Raw genomic sequence first — 22,484 nt, forward strand, 5'->3', positions numbered from 1 at the left:
GGGAGCCGTGTCCGATTTCGCACCCGTTCTGTCGTTGGGAGCCAACCCGATTCTGGACGTACCCGGCGAGTTACCCCGAACTCACGAAATCAGTCGCCGACCTTCCTTTCGGCGTGTCGATTGTTCAGTGCGCCCGGATCGGGGCGTCCTTGGCGAGTCCGGAGCGAGTCTGCACCGTCACCGACAACTGCGCGGGCTTCGCATCCGGGACGTACGGCGTGAACTGTTCCAGCGCACCCCAGTCCCGTCCCCAGTCCTGGTTCAGATACGACGGCAGCGTCTCGGATTTCAGCAGCAGCCCGGTCCAGCCGAGCGGCCCGCCGCCGATGTCGTCCTGCCACGCGTTGGAGGCGTCCTGCCCGACCCGGTCGGGCAGGATTCGCCAGTCGGGCACCTCGGCGACGCCGTCGTGGTGGTCGAAGGGCCGCTGGCACGGGAAGGCGAGGCCGACGTGCCAGTCCTCGAGTACCGGGGCGTCGTGTCCGACAACGGTATTCAGCGTCGCCAGGCGCGGCAGCCGCGGCGGGGTGACGGCCAGCCACTGCTTCGGGGTCAGGTCGGCGTCATTGGCCACCAGGCGAACCGAGTTGGCGCCCTTCGGAATCTGGTCCAGGGGCACCCGCAGGTTGCGCCAGGACGGGTTCGGCCCGATGTCGATCGGCCGGATGCGCCCGGTGTTCGTGACATTGCCGTCGGCGTCGCGGGTGCCGTACTCCACCCACAGGTCCTGCCCGTACGTTTCGACGCCGTCCTTGGTGTAGGACCGGATGCGCCCGGCCGCGGTCACGATCAGCACCTTGTAGGCGGGATCATCGCGCACGCTGTCGGACAGATCGACCTTGTACCACTGGCTGGTCAGCGACGAAACCTGTTGTTCGCCACTGGTGTAGCTGCCCAGGATCGGGGTGGTGGCCGCCTGCAACCCGAACGGCAGCGCGACGGTGCTGCCGTTGACGCCGGTCTGCTCGGTGGAGCCGCCGCCGGTTCCGGCGCTGGTGGTGTTGGAGGTCTTGTTGCCGGACTTCTCGTTCACCGAGTTGGCGCTGCCGGTGACGGTCTCCTCGGCGTCGGCGGTGAGGTCGGAGGCCACGCCGTTGGGGGTGAATCCGGTGTTCTGCGCGGTCAACCCGTCGGCGTCGGAGCCGGTCCACGGGTGCAGCAGCGAGGTGGCGGTGTCGGTCTCGACCAGCACCTCGTTGGCCAGCGCGCACGAATCACCCGTCAGGGCACGCAGATTCGATTCGGCGATGGAGTAGGCCGGGTACTGGGTGATCGCGGCCTTGGCCAGCGACAACACCTCGAACAGCACCAGCACCAGGGCGGCGATGGTGAGCGGCATGGTCGCGAACTTGTCGAAGGCGCGCGCCGGTTTCGGTGTGGTGTAAGGCTCGCGGAAGTGCTGCACGACCGCGACCAGCAGGGCCAGCAGGGTCAGGCCCAGGAAGAAGGTGGAGATGCCCTTGCCCGCGATGAGCGGCGCCTTGTCGAACCACGGCACCCCGTAGCTGGACACGTACCACCAGCCGTTGGAGCCGGTGAAGGTCATGGCCAGCAGGAAGAACACGGTCGCGGTGAACAGTGTCCGGTTGCGCGGCGAGCGAATCCCGTTGACGCCCACCGCGACCGAGGCCAGCGCGGCCACCGATCCGGCCAGTCCGGCGTACACGCCGAAGTGGTGGGTCCACTTGGTGGGGGTGAACATCATCAGGAACAGCGACATGAAGACGATGCCGAGGATGCGGGCCGACGGTCCGCGCGAGGTGCCCGGGATGCGACCGTTCTTGCGCAGCATCACCATGACGCACACGCCCAGGCACAGCAGCATCGCGAGGATGCCGAAGCGTCGGGCGAGCGAGCCGTCCGGAGAGAGTTGCAGCAGCGCATCCCAGCGGGTGCGCTCGTCGAACCAGGCCACATTGGGCCCGATCAGCGTGCGCACCCGGGTGGCCTCGAGCACGGAGGCGAGGGTCTGATCGGCGAAAACCACGACCAGCACCAGGGTTCCGGCGGCCGCGCCGGGCGCGAGCAGTGCCCCGTAGCGCAGCAGCCACGAGCCTTCACCCTTGGCGCGCTTGATGATGATCTGCAATACCGGCCGTGAACCCGCGATCAACGCTGCGATGCAGATCAATCCGGTCGGCCCGGCGGCCAGCGAGAGCGCCGCGATCAGTACCGCGAGCGCGGCGGGCAGCAGTCGCCCGGTGGCGATGGCGCGCTCGATGGAGCACCAGGTCAGCAGCGCGCCCGCCGCGATCAGCGGTTCGGGACGCAGTCCGTTGTCGTACGGCATCCAGGCGGCCAGGAACACCAGGCCCGCGGTCCAGATGGCGACATTGTCGCGCCGCACCCGGGATCCCAGTCGCGGCAGCACTTCCCGGCTGATCACCAGCCAGCACACGATGCCCGCCAGCAGCGCGGGCAGCCGCACCCACGGACTGGAGTCGCTGATCCGGGTCATCCAGGCCAGCACCTCGTACGGCCAGCCGAAGGGGGCCTCGGCGACGCCGAACCAGCGGTAGTAGTTGGCCATGTAGCCCGAATCCCGCGAGGCCCGAGCCATATTCAGGATGTAGCCGTCGTCGGAGGTGTTGGCCCCGATGAAATGCCACACCACCAATGTGCCCAGCACCGCGCCATCCGCGAGCCTGAATCGCCACCAATGCGCGGGCAGGAATCGTCGCGCCTTGCGTCCGTCGGAGTTGTCCAGCAGGTGCATGGCGTACATCGCGACCAGCGTGAGCAGTACCGCGGCGATGGTCGCCAGGCGCTTGAGCCAGCTCGGGCTGGAGGTGAAGCGGGCGTCGATATCGGCGCTGGCCGTGGCGTTTCCGAGCTGTGCGCGGCTCAGATCCGTGAACAGGCCGACGATCTGCGGTCGGGCGTCTCCGCCCACCTGACCGGTGAACGGCGTGCCGTCCTTGCGGTTCACCCCGGCCAGTTCCACCCGGGTCTGGTTCACGTCCGAGTGCACGGTCAGGCCGGTGCAGTCGCCGATCTCCGAGATCGGTGCCGACAGCAGCGGAATCAGCCGCAGCAGCACCGAGAGGGTGCGGCCCTTCTCGGGTTCGTCGGTGACCTTGACGACCAGGCCCTTGGTGTCGGCCTGGCCGGAGGCGGCCGGAACCGTCGAGAACAGGGTGCCGGTGGGGAGATCGCGCAGCGCTTCGCAGGGCAGCGTGACGTCCAGGCGCAGTGGCACATACGACACCAGTGGCGCCGCGATGTTCACGGTGTCGCCCTGTGGCCAATGCAGAGTCGGCCGGTCCTGCTTGACGGGCAGGATCGGCGTGATCACCGCCAGCAGGACTCCGAGTAATCCGGAGACCAGGGCAATGAGGCGGATGCGGTGGAACACTCGGCTGTCTTCGCGCACGAGCACCGACTCTAACCACCACCCGGATTCATTCCGATTCAACGGGGCCCAACCGGCGGTGAACGAGCCGACAACCGATTGTTCGGTAGCCGTATGGCCGGATGTACGTCACGATGGTTGGTATCCGAACTGGGCGAGGGGCCGGGCCGGAAGACCGAAGAGGAAGCATGACCGAGCTGCGACCGGGCGAAGTCATCGCCGGGTATGTGATCGCGCGGCGCATCGGTGCCGGGGGGTCGGGCGTCGTCTACGCGGCGCGTCATCCCCGGCTGCCCAGGCTGACCGCGCTGAAGATCTTGAAACTCGACGAGGTCGGTTCCGACGACGAGATGTGGCGTCGCTTCGAGCGCGAGGCGGATATCGCCGCCCATTTCGATCACCCGAATATCGTGCAGATCTTCGATCGCGGGGCCGCCGATCAGCTGTTCTGGATCTCCATGCAGTACATCGAGGGCGTGGACGCCGCTGCGCTGCACGGGATCTCGTCGGAGCGGGCGCTGCGCATCGCCGCCGAGATCGCGGCCGCACTCGACTACGCGCACGGCAAGCGGGTGCTGCACCGGGATGTGAAGCCCTCCAATATCCTCATCGCCGCTCCGGACGACGGCCGCCCGGAGCGCGCGCTGCTCACCGACTTCGGCATCGCCCGGCTGCGTGACGAGACCACCCGGCTCACCCATCCCGGAAACATCTCCGCCACTTTCGCTTTCGCCTCACCCGAACAGGTTTCCGGCAAACCGGTCGGTCCTGGATCTGATCAATACTCCTTGGCCTGCACGCTTTTCGTGCTGCTCACCGATCACCGGCCCTTCCGTGCCGACAATCCGCTCGGCTGGGTGCACGCGCACACCCAGGAGAGTCCGTTGCGGATCAGCGAGATCGCACCGGCGCTGCCCGCCGCCCTGGACGAGGTGTTCGACCGGGCCATGGCCAAGGATCCCGAGGACCGCTATCCGAGTTGCCTCGAATTCGCCGAAGCCGCTTGGCAGGCTTACTATTCCGATCCCGCGCTGGCGGTGACCGCACCCGCCCGATTGCTCGCGCAGCCGGTGCGACCGACTCGATCCGCGCGATCGGCGAGCCGGAAACCGGTGTGGCAGCGCCTGTTCCGCACCCCGGTATTGATCGGGCTGGCCGTCGCCGCGGTGGCCGTCGCGGCGGCGGGCGTGGGCTTCGCGTTCCATCACGGTGGTGCGGGGGCGGCCGCGGCGGGTGCGGTGCCGGATCGCTTCGTCGGCACCTGGCTGGCGACCGAGGGGCAGACCAACTATCGGCTCACCGTTGCGCAGGGCCGGGCCGGGGATCCGGTGCTGTCCAATCGGGTGGACGGTGTGCTGCCCAGCGGATCTCCGTTCCACTGCGAGTTCTCCGCGCCCCTCGACCAGGTGCCGTCCACGGGGGACCGCCTCATCATCGGCACCTCGGAAATCGTGGCGGGTGATCCCGCGAACGCCTGCCGCGCCAACGGTCCCACCACGCTCACGCTGCTCCCCGATGGCCGGGTGAGCCGCAAAACCGATGTGAGCGGCCTGATCACGTACACCAACGCCGATGCCGCCGCCGCGTCCTGGGATCGCGATCACGCGGCCATCGCGCGGGCGTTCCCGAGCCTGGTCGGTCAGCTGGCGGCCAATGGCACCGCCATCGGCTGGCAGGGCGCGGCGTGCCGTCCCCGCGATCCGGGGCCCGGTGACGTGGCCACCGCGCAGGGCGCGCACCGCATTCTCTGCAACGGCGACGACACCACCGGGCAGGTGCACTTCGATGTCTTCGACTTCGATACGCGCCCGAGCCAATCCGCGGCCGCGCTGTTCTTCGCGGGTTCCGGCCGCAGCAGTGCGATCACCCATCCGGATGTCGCCGGTGCGTTGAGCATCACCACCGGCGCCGACATCGATTCCGGACTCACCCAGGACACCGAGCAGCGACATGTGCTGGCCGCCGTCAGTTTTCCCGACGGCGACCCGCGTTCGCGGTTCGTCCTGGTGCTCCGCTGGCCCGCCCATACCGTCGACAGCGTGCTGTCGCAGTGGCTGGAGCGGGCGCCGTTGAAGTAGCCGCATCGAAGTAGGTGAGCCACATGGCCGAACTGCTGCCCGGCGACGATGTCGCCGGTTATGTGGTCGAGCGCCGGATCGGGGCCGGGGGATCCGGCACCGTCTACGCCGCCCGGCATCCGCGGCTACCGCGCCTGGCCGCGCTCAAGATCTTCAATCGCGACGAGGTGAACACCGACGCGGACGCCTGGCGGCGCTTCCAACGCGAGGCCGACATCACCGCCCGCTTCGACCATCCCAATATCGTCTCCGTCTACGACCGCGGCGTGGATGCCGGAAGACTGTGGATCGCCATGCAATTCGTGGCGGGCCGGGACGCGGACAGCCTCACCGGCCTGGCCCCCGACCGCGCGCTGCGGATCGCGAGCGACATCGGCTCGGCGCTCGACTACGCGCACGCCAACGATGTCCTGCACCGAGATGTGAAGCCCTCCAACATCCTGGTCTCGCCCGCCGAGAACGGCCGCCCCGAACGCGCCCTGCTCACCGACTTCGGCATCGCCCGCCTGCGCAGCGACACCAGTCAGGTCACCAAGACCGGCGACATCTCCGCCACCTTCGCCTTCGCCTCCCCCGAGCAGGTCTCCGGTCGCCCCCTCGACCCGCAAACCGACCAATACTCCTTGGCCTGCACCCTTTTCGTCCTCCTCACCGGCCACCGCCCCTTCCTGGCCAACGACCTGATCGGCTGGATCTACGCCCACAGCAACACCCCACCCCTGCACGTCACCCAGGTCCGCCCGGACCTCCCCACCGCCTTCGACGCAGTCTTCGACCGGGCCCTCGCCAAACACCCCGACGAAAGATTCGCCACCTGCCTGGATTTCACCGATTCCGCCCGCACCGTCTGGAACGCCGCCTCCGCCCCCACCTCCACCGACCACCCACCCGACCCCTCCCGCACCGACCCCACCCGGATAGCCCCCACCCACCACCTCGACCCGAACTCCGGCCGCTACCGAACCCCGAACTCCGGCCCCGCCTACCGCTCGGATTCCGGCCCGGTGTACCCATCGAACTCGGGCCCGATCTACCGCCCGAGCGTGGAGGAAATGTACGGCCCCGGCCAGGTGTACGGCCCCGGCTCGCCCTCCCCGGAAGACGCTGTCTCCCACCGCCATCGGGCCCCCGAACCCCGCCGCCGCGACCCCGCCCGAGGCATCCTCACCGGCCTGGTAGCAGTCCTCGCCGCCGCCCTCATCGCAGGCGGCGCGGTCTGGGCAACCATCAGCTTGGAGAGCCACGGAACCCCCTCCGGCGCACCGGTTTCCGCCGAAGTCCCCACCGCCGCCTCGGTAGGCCCCGCCCAAACCACCCCACCCACCCAATCCACCCCCACCGGCCAAATCCCCACCGGCTTCCTGGGTGAATGGTCCGGCACCAGCGACGCCAACTCCGACGACTACCGCCTGTCCATCCACCAATCCAACCTCAACGACACCGCCGTAACCTCCACCATCCTCCGCAGCGGCACCCCCATCTGCGTCTTCGACTACCGCCTCCTGGCCGTCCCCACCCCCACCGACATCACCCTCGGCCAAGGCACCGTAACCACCGGCGGCACCAACTGCACCCCCCAACCCACCCACGAACTGACCCTCACCAACGGCCACCTCACCCGAGCCCTCTCGGTAAGCGGCACAGTCACCTACAACCGCATCGGCTGAACACGTCCGGAACCGCCCAATTCGCGCCTTGTCGAGGCGGCCAGTGACTGATCGGTCTGTTGCGACGAGAATCGCAGGGGTCGAGCGGGCGCTGGGCCTCGTTGTGCGGGAGGATGTGCAACGGCGTGGACGTTGGTGAGTGAGGCAGCATGGCGGGACTTCGGCCGGGTGAGGTGGTCGCCGGGCATGTGATTCAGCGGCGGATCGGGTCCGGGGGGTCGGGGACGGTTTATGTGGCTCAGCATCCTCGGCTGCCTCGGTTGATCGCGTTGAAAGTGCTCGATCGGGACCATGTTTCGGCGGGGGTGGATACCTGGCGGCGGTTTCAGCGGGAGGCTGATATCACCGCGCGGTTCGATCATCCGAACATCGTCACCGTGTACGACCGGGGTGTGGTGGACGAGGTGCTGTGGATTTCCATGCAGTACATCGAGGGGCGGGATGCCTCGTCGGTGCGTGGGGCGGCGCCGGGGCGGGCCGTGCACATCGCGGGGGAGATCGCCACCGCGCTCGATTACGCGCACGGGAAGGGCGTGCTGCATCGGGATGTGAAGCCCTCCAACATCTTGCTGGCCGCGCCGGAGGATCAGCGGGGGGAGCGGGTGCTGCTCACCGACTTCGGGATCGCGCGGTTGCGGGACGACGACACCGTGGTCACCGCGACCGGGAACATCGCTGCCACTTTCGCTTTCGCGTCGCCGGAGCAGATGTCGGGGCAACCGGCGTGCCCGCAGTCCGATCAGTATTCGCTGGCGTGCACGCTGTTCGAATTGCTCAGTGATCAGCGGCCATACACCGCGACGAATCCGCTGGGGTGGGTGTACGCGCACACGCAGCTGGCGCCGCAGCGGTTGTCGCGGGTGCGGCCGGATCTGCCTCGGGCACTGGATGAAGTGTTCGATCGTGCCCTGGCCAAGAATCCGGACGCGCGCTTCACCACCTGCACGGAATTCGTGGCCGCCGTCCGCGCCGCCGTTGACGGAGTCCCGTACCGAGGACCCGGACCGGCCGGGTTCGCGCCGCCGAACGGTCAGGGACCGGTGCGGTATCCGGACCGTCCGCCGACGCCTTCGCCGTCCGGCCCGGTGGCGTTCCCCGCGACCGCGGTGTTCCCCACGGCCGTCGCCCCGCCCAACACCGCACCGCCGAATACCGCACCACCCGCTCCCGTCGAATCACGGCGTCGCCGAGCGCATCCGGGGCTCGTGGCAGCCGCCGTCGCCCTCGTCGTCGCGGTGGGCGCGACCGCCGCCTACTTCGCCCTGCGATCTCCCGCTGACAACGTCCGTCCGGTGACTCCGGGCCACCTCCCGGCGGACTTCATCGGCTCGTGGGCCGCGAAGACCGGTCCGTCGGGCACCGGCGACTATCGCCTCACCATCACCGACGGTCAGGTCGGCGACACGATCTTCACGCTGACGCAGGACATCCCCAGCGCCGATCTGCACTGCGCGTACACGGCGGCCCTGGGCACGGTAGCCTCGCCGACCACCGTGACGATGGGCCCGACCCGCGCTACGGCAGGCAGTGATTCGGGCTGTGTGCCCGCGAGCACCACCACGCTGACCCTGAGCACCGTGGCCGGGTCGCAGACCCTGAAGCGGGTGGCCGACTCCAACACCGACTACAACGGCGCGACCTACACGCGGCAGTCGCCGACCCGCTGAAACGCAAAAACGCTCCGCACCGTTGCCGGTGCGAAGCGTTTCGCAAGTTCGCGCGGAACTAGATGGCGCGGACGTCCTGGGCCTGCGGGCCCTTCTGGCCCTGCTCGACCGTGAACTCGACACGCTGGCCCTCATCGAGGGACTTGAAACCCGAGCCGCTCACAGCCGAGTAATGCACGAAGACGTCCGGGCCGCCTCCGTCTTGCGCGATGAAGCCGAAGCCCTTTTCGCCGTTGAACCACTTCACAGTGCCTTGAGCCATGCTGTTACTACTTCTTTTCTATTGATGAGCCAGGCAAATTTTGGTAAGAAGCCCGTTCTCGGCGTTAACTATGCCATGCCTGTTGCACGGTGCGCGACCGGGGTCCCCATACCCGCGCCGACCGGCCGGAACCCGGTGCATTGACGTCGGGGCATCCGCAGCGGCTTCAGACCAGGTCACGGACGTCCCAGAGCCACACACCGTCGACGTATTTCGCGGGAAACCCGAGCAATTGATCGACGGTCAGTCTCAGCGTGTCGCCGTTGTCGGTCGGCGGCAGCACCACCACATCGGCATGCCAGTAGCGCAGATCCACCAGCGCCTGGGCGCGCGCGATGTCGTCCACCACCGGAACCTTGTTGGCCTGCTGCGCCTTCATCAGCAGGCTGGCGGTGGGCCGGTCGTCGGGCCCGTAGCGGCCCTTCTTGGAGGTGCCGGTCGGGCCGACGAAATAGCCTCCGGCGAGCGGAAACTGGAATCCGGAGTCGACCTGCCAGTGCAGTGCGCGCGCGTCCGGCGGGGTCGGCGGCGGCGCGATCACCACCGAACCACCCGAAACGTATTGTCGCACCGTGCCATCGGTGAAGAACGCGGGCGTAGCCGGCCGCTGCACCACCGGCAGAATCGTCGGGGTGAGCGGCAGCAGCGCGAATACCAGTGCGCCGAACAGCGCCAGCGGCCGCCAGTCGGCCGCGGACACCTTCCAATAGTCCAGGGCGCGCTGGGTGGCCAGCGCCAACACCACGGCGACGGCCGGCACGGCGGCCATGGTGAACCGGGACTCCAGCACCGAATCCAGCAGCGGCACATTCTCCAGATGCCGCCACGGCAGGCCGATGCCGGTGTTGTGGTGCCCGATCATCAGGGTCGCGCCCAGCGACAGCACCGTGAACGCCACGATCACCGTCGCCGCGGCCCGCACCACGCGTTCGCGCCACATCAGCACGCACGCCACCGTCACCACGATCAGCAGCGGCCAGCCGAAGTACGCGTTCTCCTCGGTGGGATTGATGGCCACGTTCTGCCCGGGCGCGAACATCCCGCCCAGCGATTCCGAGGGGAACTGGTAGAGCGCCTTGAGGTCGTTGTTCATCGGCCCGTGGTCGATGGACCGGTAGGACTGCGGCCCGAAGAACTGCCACCACAGCGGAATCTCGGTGAGCGCCAGCGTGATCAGCCCGGCCAGCAGCAGCGTCGGGGTGATGGTGCGCAGTGCGCGCAGTCCGGCACGGGGGGAGTGCAGGTAGTAGACGATCCCGTACACCGCGAAGGCGAGCGAGAACACCAGCAGCGGTTCCTCACCCAGCGCGATCTGCAGGGCGACCAGCAGGCCGAGCACGAACGCGTCCCGCAGCCTGCGCGCCCGGCGCGGCTCGGTGGCGGAGTTCGCGCGCCGCACCATCTTGATGATCTGCAAGCCGATCAGCGGAAGTAGTGCCAGCAGTACGAAATTCGGGTGCGCGTTGGCGTGCGAGATCATGGCGGGCGCGAACCCGCAGAACAAACCAGCAACGGCCGCAGCGAATTTGGAGTCGACGAGCTCCCGCGAGAACAGCCAGTACCAGGCGAACGCGGTGGCCGACAGCCCCAGGGTGAGCACCAGCACGAAGGTGACGGTCGGCCCGAACAACAGGGTCACCGGGGTGAGCGGCACCCCGACCCCGAACATGGCGGTGTTGGCCATCATGTTCACGCCGTCGGGATAGTTCTGCAGCGTGGTGCCGAGCGGATTCTGCAGGTGCGCGACATTGTGCGCGGTGGCCGCGAAGAACCACTCCCACATGGTCTGATCCTGGCCGCTCTTGATCAGATAGCCGCTGCCGGTGTTGCGCCACTGCCCGGACAGCACCAGCACCGCCAGCGACAGGTAGCCGAGGGCGACGATCAGGTCGGCACGCGCCCGCCGGATGCGGCGGGCGACCCGCTGTAGCCGTGTGGTCTCGCTCGGCGCGGACGGCGTCGCGACGGCGCGGTCGAGAACCGCTACCGGCGAACCGCTGTCATTCCCCCGATCGGTAACCCACCCCTGTGTCACACGTAACTCCTTGGTGCCTCGCAATCAGCGGCCCACGCTACCGCCTCGGGCTGAGATCGCACTGGCAAGTCGAGGAGTTATCCACAGAAAGGATGCGTTATCCACAGCAATAGACCCGATTCTGTGCATAAGTGATCCATATCTCGTTCTCGTATCACGACATACGGCGAGTCGCATTGCATGTGACCTGTGCCACAGGCGAATTCCGCTAGCGCCGCACCACGAGCACGAACGGTCCGATCTCGCTGACCCGGAAGTGCTCGTCGTCGAACAGCGACTTCGGGAACGCGACGGTGAACCGCTTCACGTTGGGATCGTTGGGATACACGTCCTGCGACAGCCGCAGCGTGTAGCTGTCCCCGGCGGCCCGGAACAGGAACGCGTCGGGTGCCCGCCACGGTGTGTGGTTCAGCGCGTCCAGCAACTCCGCGGGCGTCTTCAGGGTGCTCCAGCGCTGGATCTCGGCGGTGCGGTCCGCGAAATGCGCCAGCGGGTTCGCGTAGTGCGAGGTGAGCGCCTGGAATCCGTAGTACGGGTAGATCGCCAGGAAACTGGTGTCCGCCGTCAGCACCACACTCTGATCCCGCGCCCGCCCGGTCTGCTCGCGCAGCTTCGCGTCGATCTCCGCATAGCGTGACACCGCCGACGGCGGTCGCTTGTCGGCCCGCTCCCCGTTCCCGTCGGTATCGGTGTAGGCCGTATTGATTTCCGTCGCAAGGACATTGGGGATGCCCTGGCTGAAGGAGACGGCCCCGGCCACCGCCACCACCGCGGCCGCGATCCGGAATCGCCCGGGTTCGTTGAGCGTCTGGTAGATCGCCCGCGCCCCCTCCGCGAATCCGAACACACCCGCCGCCGCGAGCAATGCGTACAGCGGCGCTTCCAGCCGGAACGCCAGCAGCGTGGTCCCCGCCGCGGTCGCCGCCATCGACAGCAGGCACCACAGGTAGATGGCGACCACACCGATGCCGAGCGCCTGCGCCCGCCGCGAACCGGCCGCCCGCAACACCAGCCAGATGGTCCCGATCAGGCAGAACATTCCCAGCGGGTCGAAGTCGAACATGGGCAGTGGCAGCCGCGACCCGGATTCCGGCAGGTAGTGGAACGCGCTGCCGGACCCGAGACTTGCCTTGCCGCTGAGGAACTTCAGCAGGAACGGCGTCCACACGGTCAAGGCGAGCACGCCCGCGACGACACCGATTCCGATGAGCCGCAACAGAATCGGCACGATCGCCCGCCAGGACCCGGAGGCGCGCACCGCCAGCGCCGCGGCGATCAAGGCCATCAGGCAGACGGCGAATACGGCGACACCGAAGTACAGGCTGTAGAAGGTGGCAGCCAGCCCTAGGAACAGACCCGCTCCTACGACGGCACCCCAGCCGCCAGCGGTCGGCGCCCCCGCTTCCGCCGCGCCGCGCACTTCGCCCGGTCGGTGCAGCGCACCCCAGGCCAGCACCAGCGCGGGGGCCAGCAGCAGCGTCAGCACCGCGCTGTAGGCCTCCGGAGCGCCGTAGGCCAGCGTGACCGCCGTGGTCGCGGCCGCGACGGCGACCGCCCAGTCCGCGCGAATCAGCTTCGACCACAACACCAGTGCGATGGCCGCCGCCACCGCGAGCCCGATGATCGCGTACGGCTTGAACGCCTCCCACCCGGCCATCCCGGTGAGCGCCGCGAAGCGCCCGCCGAACCAGAACCACCCGGCCGGGTAGAACGGCGGAATCTCGGCGTAGTTCATATCGTGCAGCGCCGCACTGTCGGTCAGCCGCGTCAGATACTGCGTCCGGAATTCCTGATCCACCGACAGCCCGAACAGATACAGCTTGGTGGCGGCCAGCGGCATCCCCAGCGTCACCGTCACGAACGCCGAAATCCCGCCCCAGGAAAGCAGTTTCGCCAGCCATCCCCACTTGTGCGCGCGCAGCAGCAGCACGGACACGACCAGCATCCCCAACGCCACGCACTGCCCGACGGTGGTCAGCGACCGAGTCACATTCGAGGAGTTGAACGCGGGCCACTTCACCGTCGAGAACGCCACCAGCCCGACCCCGGCCACGAGCGCCGCGACCACGGCGGCGAGCACCGCCTCACCGACGGCTCCACCGGCCTGCCGCGCCAGCGGCGTCAACCGCCCACTCGCCCGCTCGCTCATCCGCACCCTGCCTCCGCGCTCGTGTCCATGGACCGCGCGTCAGCCTAACCACTTCCCCCGCCCCCGCCCCGCCACGGGAGCCGACGAGTCCGCTGTGCGCCCGCTGACGGCCGTCGATCGTGCGCCCGTGCGCACGGTAGCGTTCGGGCCATGGTGGAAGTACCCGGCCGTGAGCGGCTGGATCATGACGATCACCCGGGGCGTGGCGGTCGCCGGGTGCTGGTGACCGGTGCGGGCGGCTATCTCGGCCGCGAGGTCGTCGCGGCGTTGCGGACGGCAGGCCATCACCCGATCGCGATGGTGCACCGCGAGGTCGTCGAGATCCCGGGTGCCGCCGAGGTCCGGGTGGCCGATCTGCTGGATCGAAATACCTTGCGGGCGGCCGTGACCGGTGTGGATGTCGTCTGCCATCTGGCCGGGCTCACCCGCGCCCGCGAGTCCTTCGCCGATCCGGTGGGCTACTACGACGTCAATGTGGGTGGCACCGAGGCACTGCTGGCGGCGATGGCGGACGCAGGGGTCGAGGGCCTGGTGTTCTCCTCGACGTGTGCCGTCTACGGTTCGCCGGATCGGCAGCCGATGACCGAGGACCTGTCGGCGGACCCGCCGCACCCCTATGCCAGCAGCAAGCTGGTGGCGGAATCGGTGGTGGAGGCGCAGGCGCGCGCCGGGGCATCGCGGGCGATCATCCTCCGCCTACCGAACCTGGCCGGCGGTGACGACCGTGATCCGACCCGGTTGATTCCACGGGTGCTGGCCGCCGCCGCGACCGGAGAACCCCTGGGGATCAATGGGGATGGCACCGCAGTCCGGGACTATCTGCACGTCGCCGATGCCGCGACAGCCTTCGTCACGGCTGTGGACAACCTGCCCGCGCCCGGCGAGGCGCTGCGCTACAACATCGGAAGCGGCCGGGGCGCAAGCATTCTGGACGTGGTCGCCGCCGCCGAACAGGTCACCGGCCGACGAGTTCCGGTGGTGCACAACCCGCCCGTCCCGGAACCCGCAGTGCTGATCGTGGACGCCACCCGGGCGCGGACCGAACTGGGCTGGAAGCCAAGGTATTCCGAGCTGGAAACCATCCTGCGCGATACCCGTACCGCCTGATCCGGGCAGCCCGGAACGACGAATGCCGCGCCCGTGATCGGGCGCGGCATTCGCGGTGAGAATCGAACCCTAGATGGGCAGCTTGCGGAAGATCGGGCGCGGGACGTGGCGCAGGATCATCATCACGTAGCGGAAAGTGCCCGGGGCCCAGACGATTTCCTTGCCCTTCTCGGACGCGGCGACCGCGAGGACGGCGACGTCCTCCTTGTTCACGGTCAGGCCGTTCTCCTTGGCGTGCGCGGAGAGCTTGGTGCGCACCATGCCGGGCCGGATCACGGTGACGCGCGGGCCGAACTTGGCCAGCGCCTCGCCGAGACCCAGGTAGAAGCCGTCGAGGCCCGCCTTGGTGGAGCCGTAGACGAAGTTGAAGCGGCGCACCCGCTCACCGGCGACCGAGGACATGGCCAGGATGCGGCCGAAGCCCTGCGCCTTCATCTTCTCGCCCAGCAGCACACCCACGGAAACCGCGGCGGTGTAGTTGATCTGGGCCATCAGGACGGCCTTGCGCTGGTCCTGCCAGAAGGCCTCGCCGTCGCCGTCGATGCCGAACGCGACAATGGCCACGTCGACGTCGCCGCTGGCCCAGGCCGCGTCGATGACGGCGGGGTGGCTGTCGGTGTCGACCGCGTCGAAGTCGATGACCTGCACCTCGGTGGCGCCGGCGGACTTCATCAGCGCGACCGAATCCTCGCGCAGCGGGTCACCCGGCAGCGCGGCCAGGATGATGCGGGCCGGACCCTTCTTCAGGTACTCGGCGCAGATCGCCAAGCCGATCTCCGAGGTGCCGCCCAACAGCAGAATGGACTGCGGGTTGCCTACCGCATTGATCACTGAAGCTCCAGCCTTCTCGCCATATCGGACATGAAAACGCCTGTGGGGTCCACACTCCGGCGGATCTTGATCCACTCGTCGATCCGCGGGTACATCTTGTGGAAGGTTTCCGCGGTGGTCCGCGAATCCTTGGCAGTGTAGAGACGTCCGCCGAATTCCATGACACGGCGGTCCAATTCGGTGACGAGCTCGTTGAGGCCCGGTCGAATCGGGAAGTCGCAGCAGATGTTCCAGCCCGGCATCGGGAAGCTCAGCGGGGCCGCGTTACCGGGGCCGAACAGCTTGAACACGTTGAGCGCCGAAATGTTCCCGGACGCTTGAATATCGACGATGATCTTCTTGAATTCCTCGACCGCGTCGGTCGGCACCACGAACTGGTACTGCAGGAATCCGGCCGGACCGTAGGCCCGGTTCCACTCCGCGATCATGTCGAGCGGGTGGTAGAACTGCGTCAGGTTCTGCACCTTGCCGGTGTAGGTGCCGCCCATGGCGTAGTACGCCTCGCCGACCGCGCCCAGGGTGAGCCGGTTGGCGGTGATGCTCGGGAAGATGTTCGGCACCGTCAGCAGCTGCGGTGCGTCGAACTTCAGCGGGTTGGCCTGCTTCTTCTTCGGCAGCTCGTCGACCTTGGCCAGCCGACCGCGAGTGATGGTGGCGCGCCCCAGCTTCGGCGGCGCGTTCATCACGTCGAACCACGCGCTCGAGTAGGTGTAGTTCGCTTCGCTGCCGTCGCTGTGCGCGGCGATGGTCTCGTCCAGCGTGGTGGTCTTGAGACCGTCGTTGATGAAGTACGCGGTTTCCGTCGCGATCATCTCGATGGTGGCGCGCAGGATGATTCCGGTCAGGCCATTGCCGCCGACGGTCGCCCAGAACAGCTTCGCGTTCTTCTTCGGTCCGATGGTCTGGACCTTGCCGTCGGCGGTGAGCAGGTCGATCGACCGCACGTGGTTGCCGAAGGAGCCTTCGCTGTGATGGTTCTTGCCGTGGATGTCGGAGGCGATGGCGCCGCCGATGGTGACCTGCCGGGTGCCGGGTAGCACCGGGACCCACAGCCCGAACGGCAAGGCCGCCTTCATGAGCTGGTCCAGGCTGACGCCGCCGTCCACATCGACCAGGCGCGAATCGCGGTCGATGCGGTGCACACGGTTGAGCGCGGGCATGTCGATGACCAGGCCGCCCGAGTTCTGGGCGTGGTCACCGTAGGACCGGCCGAGCCCGCGCGCGATGACGCCGCGGCGCAGGTGCGGAGGCTTGGCGTCGTTGTCCTCGGCGACCATGGCGACCGCTTTGGCGATCAGCTCGGGGTCGCTCGTGGAGAGGACTTCGGAATTACTGGGTGCGGTGCGACCCCAGCCGGTCAAGCGGCGGGTCCGCGTCGGCAGGTCGAAGGACCCCTGCGACGCTGTGCCCTCGCCCTCGCCTGCGGAGCTGGGCTCCGCGGCGGCCGTGGTGGTGGTCTGAGCTTTCGTGGACATCGGCATAGAGGCTACAGGCATAAACGGCTCGAGGCTTGTGTCCTTTGTCCCGGGCATTACTCTTCTGCGTTGTGACCGCGGAACCCCATCTGCCCCTGCCGCCCGAGCTGCCCCTGGTCGACGAACCGGGTGGTACGGACGTTGATCTGAAGACCCAGATCATTCGTTTCGCCGCGACGGGCCTGCTTTCCGCGATCGTCGACTTCGGCCTTTACACGCTGCTGTTCAAACTGGTCGGCCTGCCTTTGCCGGTGGCGAAATCCATCAGCTTCATCGCGGGCACCACCACCGCGTACCTGATCAACCGCCGCTGGACCTTCAAGGCGGAGCCGAGCCGCAAGCGGTTCATCGCGGTGGTCGCGCTCTATGGTGTGACCTTCGCCCTGCAGGTCGGCATCAACCAGATCTGCTACTACGCGATGCCGGATGCCTGGTGGCGGATCTTCATCGCGTTCTGCGTCGCGCAGGGCACGGCCACGGTGATCAACTTCATCGTGCAGCGCGTGGTGATCTTCAAGATCAAGTAGTCGGAACTCGGGCGGTATCGATTCAGGATTCGACGAGCGCGCCCGCGTCTTCCTTCGCCCGGAAATAGTCGCCGCCCTTGGCGCGCACATTGTCGGTGCCCCACTGCCGGTCCTCGCGCTGCGCGGGCACCAGATGCGGAATGTGCTTGCGGCAGTGGATATACGCCTCTTCCACATCCACCACCACCCAGCGCTCCGGCACCCGGCCGCGGGCCTGCGCGGGCAGATCGGGCACGCAGCGCCGCATCAGCGAATCGTCCACGATGCGGGCGGTGCCGTTGAGGTGCAGACCGATCAGATCGTGCACGAAGTCGATCATCATGATGCCGATGTGCGGATTCTCGAGGATATTGCCGAGGCTGGCCATCACGCCGTTGCCGCGGAACTCGGGATAGGTCACCGTGCGCTCGTCGATCACGTGCAGGAAGCCGGGGGAGCCGGCGCGGAAACTGGCATCGCATTCACCGTGTTTGTCGGCGGTGGCGATGAAGGCCATATCCATGCGGCGGATGAAGTCGATCATGTGGGTATTGAGGCGATCTCGCACCTGATCGTGGTAGAAGCGCTCCGCGCGTTCCTCGGTGCCGTAGCGCTCCTGGAGTTCCCGCTCGCCGTCGCTGCCGTGTCTGGAATCGGGCATCGGGCGCCCCCTTTGGTAGCTGGATACCGGATGGAGAAGGCTCGGCCATGAGCTATGGCCATCCGAAATCCTATACGGTTTAACTATTTTCGTGGGGCGAATCCATTTCTTCGGACCATCGCTCCTGGTAGAGACGAATCCGCAGACGCCCGGTGATCCTTCCCTGAGCGAGGATCCTCCCGAATGAAATTGTCCACAAGGGTCATTCGTCCCTTAGCTGCGAGGATGCTGACCGAGGTCGCCGACCGTCGTTCGGTCAGAACCCCTGGTGGCATGGGGATTTCGCATTCTGGCGTTCCGCGAAATGCGATGCCTTTTGCCGGAATCGGCCGCCGCCATCCCCCTAGCAGCGGCCGATCTTCGGTACTTGAAATTTAGAAACCGAAAGGTCTGTCAATTACTCGGTGAGCCATTCGATTCACCCGCGGGTGAGCGTCACCGGCACCCCGTTGAACACCGCGTTTCCCGAAGGCGCGTCCACCAGCGAATCATCGGTCAGCACATTGGCATTCACCCCGGCATGCGCCCGCGCCACCCCCTGCGCGCTGTCCTCGTGTCCCCAGCCGTGCGGCAGGCTCACCACCCCCGGCATGATGTCTGCCGTCGGCTCCAGCTCCACCGTCACCGCCCCGGCAGCGGACTTCACCACCGCCCGTCCCTCCAGCCCGAGCCGCGACACGTCCTGTGGATGAATGTGCAGCGTGCAGCGGTTCGACCCGCCAACCAGCGGCGGCACATTGTGCAGCCAGCTGTTGTTGGAGCGCAGCTGCCGCCGCCCGACCAGCACCATCTCCGGCTGCTCGGAACCCAGCCGCTCGCGCAGCCGCGCCACGTCGGCCAGCAGTTCCGGCGGCGCCAGCTCGACCCGCTTGGACGCGGTCCGCAGCACCTCCGGCAGCCGCGGCGTCAGCGGACCCAGATCCAACCCGTGCGGATTGTCCAGCAGCGCTTGCAGATTCAGCCGACCCCGCCAGCGCTGCGCCGGATCTTCGATTTCATCCACAGTGTCCACAGCGTCTTCATCCACAGCCGCCGACACTCCTGTGGATACGCTCGCGCCGGTGCCGGAATCGGTTTCATCCACAGCCTTCTCGGCCGTGCCGCTCCACTCGCCGAACGGCCCCAGCCGCAGCATCAGGTCGATGCGCTGCTCGGTGGTGTTGTCGCCCAGCAGTTCCGCGCGACGGTGCGCCAGCCCCGCCTTGTGCAGCGTTCCGGCGATCACGATCTCGTCCACCACGGTGAGCGGATCCAGTTGCGGCGCATCGGAGTCGGCGGGCTGCGACTGCTGCCCCGCCACCGCGAGCGCCAGCCGCGCCAGCACCTCCGCCTCCGAGAGCTCGCCCGCGGCCAGCGGCACCAGCGGCCGGGAGTAGCGCGCGTAGTTGTGCACAGCGAAGTTGAGCAGCGCGAAATCGTAGTGCGGGGCCTGCAGAATCCGGGGCGGCGGTAGGATGACGTCCGCGTGCCGGGTGGTCTCGTTGAGGTACCGGTCCACGCTGACCATGAATTCCAGTCCGGCGAAGGCGGCATCGAGCCGGGACCCGCTGGGCGCGGACAGCACCGGATTGCCCGCGACGGTCACCATGGCCCGGATCTGCCCCGATCCGGGGGTGAGGATCTCGTCGGCGAGGGTGGCGACCGGCAGCTCGCCCATCGCCTCGGGCAGCCCGCGCGCCCGGCTGGTCCAGCGGCCCAGGCGGAACGGCCGGGAGCGTACGATGCCCAGCGCCGCGCCGGTCGCGAACATGGCCCCGCCGGGGGAGTCCAGGTTGCCGGTCAGCGCGTTGATCACGTCGACCAGCCACTGGGTGAGCGTGCCGAATTCGGCGGTGCAGGTGCCGATGCGCGCGTAGACGGCGGCGGTCGGCGCGGCGGCCAGTTCCCGGGCCAGCCGGGTCACGGTCGCGGCCGGGACGCCGGTGCGCACCGCGACCGTCTCAGGATCGAAAGCGGCTGCGGCCGCGCGCACTTCGTCGAGTCCGTTGACGGACACCCGGACGTCGACGAGATTTTCCGCGAACAGCGTGTGCACGATCCCGAACAGCAGGTACGCATCGCTGCCGGGGCGCACGAACAGGTGCTCGTCGGCCAGTTTCGCGGTGCGGGTGCGGCGCGGATCCACCACCACGAACCGCCCGCCACGCTTCTTCAACGCCCGCAGCCGACCGGGGAAATCCGGTGCGGTGCACAGGGATCCATTGGATTCCAGCGGATTCGCGCCCAGCATCAGCAGGTAGTCGGTGCGATCCAGGTCGGGCACCGCCACGGTGAGCGGATCCCCGAACATCAGCCCGCTCGACACCTGCTTGGGCATCTGGTCGGCGGTGCTGGCGGAGAACAGGTTGCCGGTGCCGAGCCCGCGGATCAGCAGCGGCACGTACAGCGCCCCGGCGATGGTGTGCGCGTTGGGATTTCCCAGGTACAGCCCCACCGCCTGGTTGCCGTGCGCGGCGGTGAGCTGCGGCAACCGCTCCCGGATGACGCCGAACGCCTCGTCCCAGCTCGCCCGCCGCCAGGTGTCGGTGGCCCGGTCGCGGATCATCGGCGTGGTCAGCCGGTCGGGATCCTCGTCGAGGTGCCCGAGGGTCGCGCCCTTGGGGCACACGAACCCCTTGCTGAAGGGGTCGGCGTGGTCACCTCGCACCGACACCACATGGTCGGCGGAATCGAGGGTGAGTTCGAGGCCGCAGACCGCCTCGCAGAGCGGGCAGGTGCGCAGCAGTGTCCGGTGGCTGTCCGTGACGTCGGTCATACCCAATGATCGCCCGCGACACCTCCGGGCGAAACACTTCGGCGGGCCGGGATTCGGCGGGTGCGACTTCGGTGGGATCGGTGGGATCCGGCGCGGCCGGGACCTGAGATTCGGGGGCTTGTGCGGTCCGGTCAGTTTCCGGGCCGAATCTTGGAGCGCGTCACCATCGCCGAAGCGCGCTGGTCTTGACAGGATCGGGGGGTCCGGACGAGCTGTCCGGGAGCGGCTTCCCCGGTGGCTCCCGACGACCGTCCCGACCTTTGCCTCCGGGCCCACAGCTGGTTCCTGCTGGGTCAGGTCGCAGTTCTCGCGCTGAGCGCCGGTCTGTTTCGTGCTGCGCCGGGCAATTCGTTCGCCACCGGCGTTCTGCCAGGCGTTATGTCCGTTATCTCTGATTTTGCAACGTTTGTACCCGCAGACGACAAAACCCGCGAGCGCCGGGGTGCACTCGCGGGTTTCGCGTGGTCGGTTATGCGGTCAGGACGCGATGCGCGACGCCTGGGGCAGGGCACCCTTGGCGGCGGCGCGGACGGCCGCGGCGATCGCGACCACCGGCGGCATCCAGCGGGCCTCGTGCGGGGCGACGCCCCAGCAGGCCGCACCGGCGGAAAGCTTGCTCGGCGGCAGCGGGATGCCCGCGCCGTCGGTGTACACGGTGATGCCGGCCTCACGCAGGGCCTCGATGGCCCGGGCGGCCTTGCGAACGCCGGTGACCAGGTGGATCTCGCGACGCTCGGCGCCCGGGAACTCGATGACCGGTCCGGTCAGGTCGTTGGCGCGCAGGAAGCGACGCACGAAAGCGGCGGTCTCGCCGGTGACCTCGATGCCCGATACCGACTCGTCGGTGATCAGGCAGATGCCATTGGCGGTTTCGGCGACCGTCCAGCCGCGCTGGGTGTACTCCTGCACGGATTCCGCAACGGCTGACGAAAACGTCGTACGCACTGGATTCTCCATTCCCCGGTAGATCTGGTTCCTGCTCTGTGCGACGTATCGCAGCAAAGGGTCCGGGTTGTTACACGATCTTTTTCGCTCGAGTTCGTTTGTGTCCCAGACCGTCATCCCTGCGGTCCGTTTTGACCCGATAGTGACGGTGGCGCAGTAGTGACAAATCCCTGTTCCAGGGGTGGCTGTCCAGCGTCTTCACCGTCAAGGGCGCTGGCGGTCGGTTGTTTCGCCGTGACCTGCTACCGCGCCGAGACGTGTTCTACAACACACTCTCTCGGTGTACGCGGCCCGAGCGTTACCGGACACACTGAGACGGCCCAAAAGGGCTGTGGGAGAGGAGATCGTCGGCATGGCCGACCAATCGGGCGGAAAGTCAGCCGAGATCGAGGAGGTCGACGAACTCGACGAGCTCCTCGCCGAAGGCCGCTGGGCCGCCTTCAAGGAGGCGGCGACCCGTCGCATGTCCCGTCGTATCGCCGAGGACGAAGTATCGGAGGAGCCGGTCGAACCGTTCTCCAGCCCAGGCGCTTTCGGCTCCTGGAGTGTCGACGCCATTCGGGGGCTGCTGGATCTGCAGTTCCACCGCTCCGCCACCCGCACCCTGCTGCCACTGGCCTATCTGCTGGGCCTGGCCGCGGCTTTCACGATTCCGATCGTGGGAACCGTAGGGCTGTGGCGGATTTCGGCCTGGCTCGGCATCGTGTTCGCGCTGGTGTTCGCGGTACCGCTGGGGCTGGTGATCGCCGCCGTGGTGCGGCTGCTGCTGGAGTTCGTGCTCAATGCCTCGCGGCTGGCGGCCCGGGTCGAGCACATCTCCGATATGGCCGACGATTTGTTCCAGGCCCTGTCGGATGTGGCGGAACCGGTCAACCAGCTTTCGAAAGACGTTCAGGCTGTTCAGTTCTGGCGCTTCCGAAAGAAGTCGCCCCGCAAGTAGCCCGCGGAGCGGCCGAGATCCGGTCATCCGGCGCGTCTCGCGTCCATGGATCCC

General features: G+C 67.8%; 15 protein-coding genes. 6 read left to right on the forward strand and 9 right to left on the reverse strand.

What is annotated here, in order from left to right; genetic code table 11:
• Window positions 1–124 precede the first annotated feature (124 nt).
• A complete protein-coding gene (locus OG300_RS32770; protein WP_405487708.1) occupies window positions 125–3,373 on the reverse strand; it encodes an arabinosyltransferase domain-containing protein in 3,249 nt (1,082 codons plus the stop codon).
• 167 nt (window positions 3,374–3,540) lie between these two features.
• Between OG300_RS32770 and OG300_RS32775 the strand changes: the two genes are divergently transcribed.
• From OG300_RS32775 to OG300_RS32785, 3 genes are all read left to right on the forward strand, one after another.
• Complete coding sequence (locus OG300_RS32775) at window positions 3,541–5,430, forward strand: protein kinase domain-containing protein (RefSeq protein ID WP_405487710.1); 1,890 nt, start codon at window positions 3,541–3,543, stop codon at window positions 5,428–5,430.
• 23 nt (window positions 5,431–5,453) lie between these two features.
• The gene (locus OG300_RS32780) at window positions 5,454–7,097 is read left to right on the forward strand and encodes a serine/threonine-protein kinase (RefSeq protein ID WP_405487712.1); all 1,644 of its coding nucleotides are present in this window, start codon (window positions 5,454–5,456) and stop codon (window positions 7,095–7,097) included.
• Between the two features lie 149 nt (window positions 7,098–7,246).
• A complete protein-coding gene (locus OG300_RS32785; RefSeq protein ID WP_405487714.1) occupies window positions 7,247–8,764 on the forward strand; it encodes a serine/threonine-protein kinase in 1,518 nt (505 codons plus the stop codon).
• Window positions 8,765–8,822: 58 nt separating this feature from the next.
• Here OG300_RS32785 and OG300_RS32790 read toward each other — a convergent pair whose 3' ends face one another.
• From OG300_RS32790 to OG300_RS32800, 3 genes are all read right to left on the reverse strand, one after another.
• Complete coding sequence (locus tag OG300_RS32790) at window positions 8,823–9,026, reverse strand: cold-shock protein (protein WP_405487716.1); 204 nt, start codon at window positions 9,024–9,026, stop codon at window positions 8,823–8,825.
• Window positions 9,027–9,192: 166 nt separating this feature from the next.
• Window positions 9,193–11,061 carry a glycosyl transferase gene (locus tag OG300_RS32795; RefSeq protein WP_405487718.1) on the reverse strand — a complete coding sequence of 623 codons (1,869 nt, stop codon included), beginning with the start codon at window positions 11,059–11,061 and terminating at the stop codon, window positions 9,193–9,195.
• A 208-nt stretch (window positions 11,062–11,269) separates the two neighbouring features.
• Window positions 11,270–13,210 carry an arabinofuranosyltransferase gene (locus OG300_RS32800; protein ID WP_405487720.1) on the reverse strand — a complete coding sequence of 647 codons (1,941 nt, stop codon included), beginning with the start codon at window positions 13,208–13,210 and terminating at the stop codon, window positions 11,270–11,272.
• Window positions 13,211–13,360: 150 nt separating this feature from the next.
• Here OG300_RS32800 and OG300_RS32805 point away from each other — a divergent pair, with 150 nt between their 5' ends.
• Window positions 13,361–14,317: an NAD-dependent epimerase/dehydratase family protein gene (locus OG300_RS32805; RefSeq protein WP_405487722.1), complete on the forward strand. Its 957-nt coding sequence runs from the start codon at window positions 13,361–13,363 to the stop codon at window positions 14,315–14,317.
• 69 nt (window positions 14,318–14,386) lie between these two features.
• Here OG300_RS32805 and OG300_RS32810 read toward each other — a convergent pair whose 3' ends face one another.
• Window positions 14,387–15,148, reverse strand: a complete 762-nt coding sequence (locus OG300_RS32810; protein WP_405487724.1) for a decaprenylphospho-beta-D-erythro-pentofuranosid-2-ulose 2-reductase — start codon at window positions 15,146–15,148, stop codon at window positions 14,387–14,389.
• Window positions 15,145–16,623 (reverse strand): FAD-binding protein, encoded by a 1,479-nt coding sequence (locus tag OG300_RS32815; RefSeq protein WP_405487726.1) that lies wholly within the window; start codon window positions 16,621–16,623, stop codon window positions 15,145–15,147. The genes OG300_RS32810 and OG300_RS32815 overlap by 4 nt, the downstream gene beginning before the upstream one ends.
• A 71-nt stretch (window positions 16,624–16,694) precedes the next feature.
• Between OG300_RS32815 and OG300_RS32820 the strand changes: the two genes are divergently transcribed.
• Window positions 16,695–17,150 (forward strand): GtrA family protein, encoded by a 456-nt coding sequence (locus OG300_RS32820; protein ID WP_405487728.1) that lies wholly within the window; start codon window positions 16,695–16,697, stop codon window positions 17,148–17,150.
• Window positions 17,151–17,172: 22 nt separating this feature from the next.
• On the opposite strand, the gene OG300_RS32825 is transcribed toward OG300_RS32820, so the two are convergent.
• From OG300_RS32825 to OG300_RS32835, 3 genes are all read right to left on the reverse strand, one after another.
• A complete protein-coding gene (locus OG300_RS32825; RefSeq protein ID WP_405487730.1) occupies window positions 17,173–17,790 on the reverse strand; it encodes a pyridoxamine 5'-phosphate oxidase family protein in 618 nt (205 codons plus the stop codon).
• A gap of 418 nt (window positions 17,791–18,208) precedes the next feature.
• Window positions 18,209–20,545, reverse strand: a complete 2,337-nt coding sequence (locus OG300_RS32830; RefSeq protein WP_405487732.1) for a molybdopterin-dependent oxidoreductase — start codon at window positions 20,543–20,545, stop codon at window positions 18,209–18,211.
• A 477-nt stretch (window positions 20,546–21,022) separates the two neighbouring features.
• Window positions 21,023–21,502 carry a hypothetical protein gene (locus tag OG300_RS32835; protein WP_405487734.1) on the reverse strand — a complete coding sequence of 160 codons (480 nt, stop codon included), beginning with the start codon at window positions 21,500–21,502 and terminating at the stop codon, window positions 21,023–21,025.
• A 340-nt stretch (window positions 21,503–21,842) separates the two neighbouring features.
• On the opposite strand from OG300_RS32835, the gene OG300_RS32840 reads away from it, so the two are divergent.
• Window positions 21,843–22,430 (forward strand): DUF4282 domain-containing protein, encoded by a 588-nt coding sequence (locus OG300_RS32840; RefSeq protein WP_405487736.1) that lies wholly within the window; start codon window positions 21,843–21,845, stop codon window positions 22,428–22,430.
• Window positions 22,431–22,484: the final 54 nt, after the last annotated feature.

It is taken from the genome of Nocardia sp. NBC_00511 (genome assembly GCF_045161165.1).
Taxonomy (GTDB): Bacteria; Actinomycetota; Actinomycetes; order Mycobacteriales; family Mycobacteriaceae; genus Nocardia.